The 8,339-nt window shown below is 55.8% G+C and carries 7 protein-coding genes; all 7 read left to right on the forward strand.

Features of this window, described 5'->3' with window-relative positions; genetic code table 11:
• Nucleotides 1-160 precede the first annotated feature (160 nt).
• Genes cas3 through cas2 form a run of 7 tightly spaced genes read left to right on the forward strand, consistent with a single transcriptional unit; the run spans nucleotide 161 to nucleotide 7,909 of the window.
• Entirely contained in the window at nucleotides 161-2,509 is a 2,349-nt protein-coding gene (gene cas3, locus Q5923_RS05330) for a CRISPR-associated helicase Cas3' (protein ID WP_303132622.1), read from the forward strand.
• 32 nt (nucleotides 2,510-2,541) lie between these two features.
• Complete coding sequence (gene cas5c / locus Q5923_RS05335; protein WP_303132624.1) at nucleotides 2,542-3,219, forward strand: type I-C CRISPR-associated protein Cas5c; 678 nt, start codon at nucleotides 2,542-2,544, stop codon at nucleotides 3,217-3,219.
• Nucleotides 3,216-5,045, forward strand: a complete 1,830-nt coding sequence (cas8c, locus tag Q5923_RS05340; protein ID WP_303132625.1) for a type I-C CRISPR-associated protein Cas8c/Csd1 — start codon at nucleotides 3,216-3,218, stop codon at nucleotides 5,043-5,045. The genes cas5c and cas8c overlap by 4 nt, the downstream gene beginning before the upstream one ends.
• 1 nt (nucleotide 5,046) lies before the next feature.
• Nucleotides 5,047-5,934, forward strand: coding sequence for a type I-C CRISPR-associated protein Cas7/Csd2 (gene cas7c, locus Q5923_RS05345; RefSeq protein WP_303132627.1), 888 nt, complete (start codon nucleotides 5,047-5,049; stop codon nucleotides 5,932-5,934).
• Nucleotides 5,935-5,952: 18 nt separating this feature from the next.
• Nucleotides 5,953-6,600, forward strand: a complete 648-nt coding sequence (gene cas4 / locus Q5923_RS05350; RefSeq protein WP_303132629.1) for a CRISPR-associated protein Cas4 — start codon at nucleotides 5,953-5,955, stop codon at nucleotides 6,598-6,600.
• On the forward strand, nucleotides 6,597-7,616 hold the full coding sequence (gene cas1c / locus Q5923_RS05355; protein ID WP_303132631.1) for a type I-C CRISPR-associated endonuclease Cas1c: 1,020 nt from the start codon (nucleotides 6,597-6,599) through the stop codon (nucleotides 7,614-7,616). The genes cas4 and cas1c overlap by 4 nt, the downstream gene beginning before the upstream one ends.
• Nucleotides 7,617-7,618: 2 nt before the next feature.
• Nucleotides 7,619-7,909: a CRISPR-associated endonuclease Cas2 gene (cas2, locus tag Q5923_RS05360; protein WP_303132633.1), complete on the forward strand. Its 291-nt coding sequence runs from the start codon at nucleotides 7,619-7,621 to the stop codon at nucleotides 7,907-7,909.
• The last annotated feature ends 430 nt before the right edge of the window (nucleotides 7,910-8,339 follow it).

Below are 8,339 nucleotides of genomic sequence, written 5' to 3' on the forward strand. Positions count from 1 at the left end.
TGGGTGCTGGCTTCAAAAAAGTCCCACGGCATGTTGGTTTGCCGTGGGACTTTTCCATTTGGCAGCAAAATTCATCCACTCGCGTTTTACTATACCCAACCAAATAATACGAATAATAAAATATTGCCAACGAAACGAAAGACTGATGAGTGGGGGTCGCATGACGAAGTACGCACACTCAGGTCTGCTGCCGGACAAGAGCGACTGGCAGACGCTGGAGGATCATCTCCACGAAGTCAGCCGTATGGCAGGAGAGTTTGCCGCACCATTCGATGCAGGCCCTTGGGCAGAAGCTGCCGGTGCGCTCCACGATGCGGGCAAGGCGTATCCGGAGTTTCAGCTGCGTCTCGAGGGGAAGTACCCCGCCTTCGATCACTCGAGTGCGGGCGCCCGTCTCGCTCGCTTGGTGTATCCGAAAAACCAGATTAATGAGGGGAATCCCCTTGTACCTATAGTTTCTGGACACCATACCGGGCTGCAGAACAATTCGGAAGTCGAGGGAAGAATTCGGCTTGACAGCGAGACACACCCGGATGATGACCTTCGTGACGAATTCGCGGCATATGAAGCGATGCTTCCACCAGAGGATATTTCGACGAGAAGGGCCCTGCTTCCATTGAGGCGTCCAGTCGATTGCAGACGCGAAGAACTCGCGACGTTCAATATGTTCACCATGGAAAGGCTTATCTTCAGCTCTCTCGTGGATGCGGACTGGCTTGATACAGAGCGTGTGAGAAGTCCGGAAAACTACGAAGTCCGCCTAGCAGCCAGGGAAGTGCAATGTACTGTTGAACAATTGCTTGAGCGTCTCGTAACTTATCGATCCGAGCGCTTCTCGGGTGCTCCAAACACTCCGGTTAACTCAGCTCGTGCAGAGATGCTTGAGCGCGCATGCCAGTTGGCGGATAGCCCCACCGGCATCTTCTTGCTTGACATGCCTACGGGGAGCGGAAAGACGCTTACGTCTCTTGAGTTCGCCTTGAGACATGCAAAAAAGAACCACCAGACACGCGTCGTCTACGCGATACCCTTCATGAGCATCGTCGAACAGAACGCTCGAGTCTTTAAGGAGGCGCTCGGCCGAGGAAACGTACTCGAGCATTTCTCTAGCTACGATTTCGGCTTTTCAGAGGTGGGCAAGGATTCGGCCGGCGCACAGCAGGACGATGTTGGCCTAAAAGAGCGCATGCTTGTTCAAAATTGGTCTGCGCCCGTAATAGTGACCACGAATGTTCAACTATTTGAATCGCTCTTTTCAAATAGGACCACGCGCTCGCGCAAGGTGCATAACATCGCCAACAGCGTCATCGTATTGGATGAGGCGCAGAACCTCCCTGATGAGCTGCTCAAGTCGACTCTTGCGATGCTTGAGTCCTTGGTGTGCATCGCGAACGTGAGCGTGGTCATTTGCACCGCCACGCAGCCCGGGCTTGAGGAGTGCATGCCCTTCAGATCGCAGGTCAAATCGATTATTGACGAGCGTACGCGCCATGCTGAGCTCTTCGGCGGACGCGTCGAATTCGACATCTCCCATGTTTCTGAGGAGTCCGGCGGCGAAGGGGCGATTGACATCGATTGTCTTGCCGACGAGATCGCGTCCGCCAATCAGGCGCTCTGTGTCGTCAGCTCACGCCGGGCCGCAGCTCAGGTCTTTGATGCGCTTAGGGAGAGGTTGGGATGCGCCGACAGCGTGCTCCATCTGAGCGCACTCATGGTGCCAGAGCACAGGACGCAAGTGCTTGAGGAGGTGCGGCATAGGCTGAGGGTGGGGGAACCCTGCCGCCTCGTGTCCACCCAGCTGATAGAGGCGGGTGTGGATGTCGACTTTCCACTTGTGCTCAGGGAGCTTACCGGCATCGATTCGATATTGCAGGCTGCCGGTAGGTGCAACCGCGAAGGAGCGCTTGGAAGGCGCGGCCGTGTCGTCGTGTTCGAATGCAAGGACTTTGCAAGCATGCAGAGGCCCTCGCGTAGTTGGCTTGCGAAGGTGAAGGCCCTAGGAAGGGAGACGCTCAAAGTTGCCGCACTTGAGGGCTGGGAACCATTCGGTGCTCAGTCCGTTGCCTACTACTTCAAGAGGCGCCATCAGGTCGGAAATCTTGATGGGGCTGATGGGAAGCCGATCTACGGATGCATCGTCGATGACCACTGGCAGAAATACTTTTCTGATGGGAGCTATCCCTTCGAGACGATTTCCGAGAGATATCGTTTCATCGACAACGAGGAAATAGGCGTTTTTGTCCCATGGGGTGAGGGGGGAGAGAGGCTTTTGGGACGCATAGAGTCCGATGAGGCCTGGGGATATGGCTTCTTCCCCCAGATACAGCGCCACTCAATTAATGTCCCACCCTGGAGTTATAAGAAGCTCCAGGAGGCAGGGCTGATTCGGCGAATCGATGGCTTCCCGATTCCGGTCCTGGAAATGCGCAATGGGAGTCGTCCTGTCTATGACGAAGAGAGGGGGCTGCTTGATCCGGAAACCGTTGATCTTTCGGCACTGATTGTTTAGCTCTTTGGCAATGAAGGGAGGAAAAATACGACATGGGATATGGCGTAAGGGTTCGGATAAAGGGTCCAAGGGCCTGCTTTACACGGCCGGAGATGCACGTCGAGAGAACGAGCTACGACGTGATCACTCCCTCTGCCGCAAGGGGAATCTTGGAGGCGGTCTATTGGAAGCCAGCCATCCGCTGGGTAATCGATCGCATTGAGGTGCTTAACCCCATAACCTTTGACACAATCCGTCGTAATGAGGTTGCGTCAAAGGTTTCGTATAGAGCGGCGAAGGCGGCCTATACGTCTGGTACGGGGGCCCTTGGCGTCAATGTGGTTGAGGACCGCCAGCAAAGGAATACCCTTTACCTCAGGAATGTTGACTACGTCGTGGATGCCCACTTCGAAATGGTGCCCGAACGGGCGGGGGAGGCTGACACCGCCTCAAAGCACTACAACATTGCCTTGAGGCGGCTACGTTTGGGACAGTGCTTTAACCAGCCCTACCTGGGCTGCAGGGAGTTTCCTGCGGAAGTTGAAGCCGTGGGGGAGGAAGATGAGCTACCGCCTTCCTACTATGAGGGTGAAGCGAGCCACGACCTCGGCTATATGCTCTACGACCTCTCCTATAAAACAGGTCAGGATCCAATGCCCCAGTTCTATAGGGCCGTTATGCATCGTGGAGTAATCGATGTTGCCGCGGCGCGTACGGCGGTGGTCGCATGATGCTCAGAGACCTTTGCGACCTCTTTGACCTCAAGCGACAGACCGATCCAGATGCAATTCCCCCCAGACGATGGTGCCGCACGAGTGTTGGGTACGAGCTGACCCTTGATCGGGATGGGACAATCGTCTCATGCGTGCCGCTTGCAGCGGAAGGGCAAAAGCTTCCGAAGCTCGTGGTGCCGATGGCGTATGTCACTAGGTCGGGCCAGAAGCCCGTGCCTGGATTTCTCTGTGATGACGCTCAGCACGTGTTTGGCGTCGGAAAGAACAAGTTTCGCGAGGAGCTCCGCTTGATGCACGAGCAGCTTGCGAAAGACGTTCTCTCTGAAGTCGACGACGACGGCGCTCGGGCCTACCTAAGCATGCTCAGGCATTATGGAGCGGGCATGCTCCCTCGTCTGTGTGCGGAGGCCATGGGCGAGGACGTGCGGCCAGGCTCGAATGAGAAAGAAAACCCCAATCTTAAGTCGAATCTGGTCTTCCGTTTCCTCCCTGACGGGAGCCTCCTGCACGAGCGTACCGCCATCGTCGCGGCTTGGGACCGTTATGCGGAGGCAGCGGAGCAAGAGTCGGAACAGTGTACTTGCCTCGTGTTGGGGAAGGTTGCCCCAAGGGCGAAGCTCTTTCCTCAAGTGAGCGGTCTTGCTGGTGCGCAGAGCGCCGGGGCTGCCCTGGTTTCCTGCAATGCTGACGCCTTTAGCTCCTACGGACAGAAGATCGCAACGGTGGGTTCTATATCACGGGAGGCGGCAGAGAAGGCAGGGGGTGCCTTGAACTACGTTCTCAAGGATGATTCTCACCATATGCGTCTGGGTGATGACTACGTCTGCTTTTGGACCAATTCGAGCGACTCGATAGCTGACGCCTGCCTTTCGTTTATTTTCGACAGCGACGGCATCGGGGGCTCTAACGCCATCATCTCTGGTAGGGGTGAAAACGTCGAGGTGAGGGATGCCGTCCAGGAGGCACTGCAGCAGATGACCCATGGCCTTCCACCCGTAGACGTTCCGGCGGACACAAAGTACCACGTGATGGGAATCGCTCCATATCAGGCACGTCTCGCTGTCCGCTTTTATCAGACCGGAAGTTTCGGTGACCTTGAGCGCAACGTCTCACTGTTCCTTCGTGACACCCAAATGGTTGGGGTAAGGCTTTGTTCCCTCAAGAGATACCTAGAACAAGCTGCAGTGCAGGTTGAGTCAAAGAACCTGCCAAGGTCGCTCATCACTTCCTGTGTGAGGGCCCTGCTTGATGGGACAGCATTCCCAGATTCTCTTGCAAAAGAAATTATCTTGCGCACAAGGGCCGACCATGGCTCCAGGAATACCTTTGATATGGGGAGGCGTGCGGCAATATTGCGAGCGTACCTCCTGCGAAAGTCACGCAATGCAGGCCAAGTAGTTAGGGAAGACACAGAAAGGAGATTTACCGTGGCGCTTAATGAAGAGAATGAGAATCAAGGATACCTCCTCGGCAGGTTGTTCGCCTTGCTGGACAAGGTGCAGGTGGACGCTGTGGGCGACATAAATGCGGGAATTCGCGAGCGCTACATGGGCGCCGCTTCGACTACTCCAGCACGGGTGTTTCCCCAGCTTTTGAAGTTGGCGCAGCATCACATCAGCAAGAGTTCATGGGGTAGCCGTATAGATGTCCTCGTCCAGAGGGTCATCTCCAAAGTCGACGATAGCGGATTCCCAAAAACCCTGTCATACGATGACCAGGGGGAGTTCTACATCGGTTTCTATCAGCAACGCGAGGCGCTTTACAAGAAGTCTGAGAAAGGCGACAAGACAGCAAAAGTCGATGTGACGGAGAGGATTGACTAGCATGGAAGCGATCAAGAATCGTTATGACTTCGTCTTTTACTTTGACGTGGAGAACGGCAACCCCAACGGAGATCCAGACGCAGGTAACATGCCTCGCATCGACGCCGAGACCGGCATAGGCATCGTCTCCGACGTGTGCCTCAAGCGTAAGGTCCGCAACTATGTTGACCTTACGCGTGAGGGTACTGCGGGCTATCGCATCTATGTGCAGAACGGTGCCGTGCTTAACGATCGCAACAAAGAAGCATACATCAATAATGACATTAAGCAGGAGTCCAAGAAACTGCCAAAGAACTTGGAAGACCAAGTCAAGGTCACAAAGTTCATGTGTGACAACTTCTATGATATTCGCACTTTCGGTGCGGTAATGACCACCGAAGTCAACTGCGGTCAGGTAAGGGGTCCCGTGCAGCTTTGCTTCTCCCGATCCGTCGAACCCATCATGCCTGCCGAGATGAGCATCACTCGCATGGCAGTTACCAATTCAAAGGATGCCGACAAGGGAAAGACTATGGGACGCAAAGAGTACGTGCCCTATGGCCTGTATCGTCTCGAGGGCTTTGTCTCGGCTTCCCTCGCGGAGAAGAGCGGGTTCTCCGACGATGACCTGAACCTCCTCTGGGAAGCTCTCATGAATATGTTCGAGAACGACCGTAGCTCGTCTCGCGGACTCATGACCTCCCGAAGGCTGATCGTGTTCAGGCACGAGAGCAGGCTCGGAAATGCCCCTGCGCACCGACTGTTCGATCTCGTGAAGGCAGAGAGGGCGGATGCGAACCCCTCGCGTCCGGGGCGTCACTTCTCCGATTACATGATTTCGGTCGATGAGGGTAACCTGCCAGCAGGTGTGACGGTGAGAAGCTTCGACTACATCCCGCCCCAGGAGTAGGGAAGCTCGGGAGAGATGATGAGATCTCCTAGCGATATATACCAGGATGACGAGCTGCTGGCTCTTTCGGGCCTTCAACACCTCGCCTTCTGCGAACGCCAGTGGGCACTCATCCACCTGGAACAGATTTGGGAGGACAGCGCAGATACGTTGCGCGGTGATTACTTTCATGAGCGAGTGGACGCCGCAGGATATTCCTGTTCGGACGACATAAAGGCTGAGCGCGGCGTCCGCCTCGTTAACCGAAGGTTGGGCATTTACGGTATCGCCGACATCGTCGAGCGTAGCACTGGTGACGCAGGCCTCCTCGTGCGTCCCGTTGAGTACAAAGTCGGTAGGCCAAAGGTGGAAGACTGGGATTGCGTGCAGGTGACAGCACAGGCACTCTGCCTCGAGGAGATGCTTGGCGTTTCCATAGCGGAAGGTACCCTTTTCTACGGCGAAACGCGGAGACGGGAAAGAGTTGACATTACGCAAGAGCTTCGCGATAGGGTGGAGACCCTTGCCGCTCGCATGCATGAGCTCTTCTCGTCGTCTATTACTCCTCGCGCTGAAATGGGGACGAGGTGCAGACGTTGCTCGCTCGTAAATGAGTGTTTGCCTGAGGTTGGTAGCTTGACCGTGCATGACTACTGGGCACAAAACGGCGAGGAGGCATTGGTATGAAGAGGCTTCTTAATACCCTCTATCTCACAAATCCCGATGCCTATCTCCGCAAGAAAGATGACGCGCTGGCAGTGTATCTTGGTGATGAGAAAGCGATGAGCGTGCCATTTCATCTGTTGGACGGGGTGGTGCTGTTTGGTCACGTGGGATGCAGCACCTCGGTTCTTGGCGCATGTGCTCTGCATGGCGTAACAGTTGTCATTCTTGACGAGACCGGGCGTTTCCAGGCTCGCGTGTGTGGTCCTACGTCGGGAAATATCCTCTTGCGACGCGAACAGTACCGCCGTTCGATGGACGAGGGCGCCTGTCTCGATGTGGCAAGGCGGTTTGTTACGGCTAAGGTGCATAACGGGAGGCTCGTCCTGCAGCACTATTTGAGGGACTACCCCGACATGAAGGAGGGGAACGCCCCTGCGGTCATCGATGAGTTGGCGGAGAGCAAGAGGAATGTCGCGCTTTGCAATAGCCTTGATGAGCTGAGGGGCGTGGAGGGAAATGCCGCCCACGCTTACTTCTCGGTGCTGGGAGGGGCGCTGCGTAACAAGGACATGGACTTCCTGGGTCGCACTAAGCGTCCTCCGGAAGATCCGGTCAATGCCCTTCTCTCATTTCTTTACACGCTGCTGGCCAGGGAACTCATTTCTGCCTGCGAGTCTGTTGGGCTGGATCCACAAATGGGGTATCTGCATGCGTGTCGGCCAGGTCGGGCAAGCCTTGCGCTCGACCTCATCGAGGAGCTTCGATCGCCCATCGTTGACCGTTTCGTATTTTCTCTCTTCAACAGAAGGCAGCTGTCGGAGAGTGACTTCCAGGGATCCTCTCAAGGATTTCTCCTGCGAGATGGAGCTCGGAAGAAAGTGATTGGCTGGTGGCAACAAAGGAAGCAGGAACAGATTGTCCACCCGTTCTTGAAAGAAAAGATGCCCCTTGGTCTTGTACCGTTCGTGCAAGCACAATTGTTTGCGCGCTTCTTGCGTGGTGATCTTGATGACTACCCGGCCTTTCTCTGGAGGTAGCGATGTATGTTCTCGTGACGTATGACGTGGCGAGTAGCGATGCGGGTGGTTCTGCGCGGCTGCGCCGGGTGGCAAAGGTATGTACGCAATATGGGCAGAGGGTGCAGTATTCCGTCTTTGAGTGCCTCGTGGACCCTGCGCAATACGAGAGCATGAAGCACGAGCTATTTGGGCTAATCGACAAGGAGAGGGATAGCTTGCGGTTCTATAACCTTGGCAAACGCTGGGAAAGCCGCGTGGAGCATCTTGGTGCCAAGGAAACGTACAACCCCGAAGGGGTTTTATGCATATAGCCATCCGATAGCCTGCGCGAACCTGTAGTGCCGGAGTAGCTCTGGGAGGTTCGCGCCATTTCTGTCCTCAGTGTGCATGATTGATTGTTTTGACAATGCAGCTTATGGGTGGCGTTCCTTGAGAATGGAATGTAAGCTTACAGATAATTCATGGCTGCGCATGAATTGACAGTCGCGCCCCGCACGGGGCGCGTGGATTGAAACCAGGACCTCTCGTGGCACCTCGCGCTCTGGAAGCGGTCGCGCCCCGCACGGGGCGCGTGGATTGAAACTCCATCGCCAAGAGGTGGGCCTCCCAGGGCGTCCCGTCGCGCCCCGCACGGGGCGCGTGGATTGAAACTGGCCCTCGCCGCCCGTGTGCCTCAGGGTGCCGTCGTCGCGCCCCGCACGGGGCGCGTGGATTGAAACTCGGTGTACTTGGAGAGCGGGA

The organism is uncultured Olsenella sp., from assembly GCF_959602185.1.
Taxonomy (GTDB): Bacteria; Actinomycetota; Coriobacteriia; order Coriobacteriales; family Atopobiaceae; genus Olsenella_I; species Olsenella_I phocaeensis.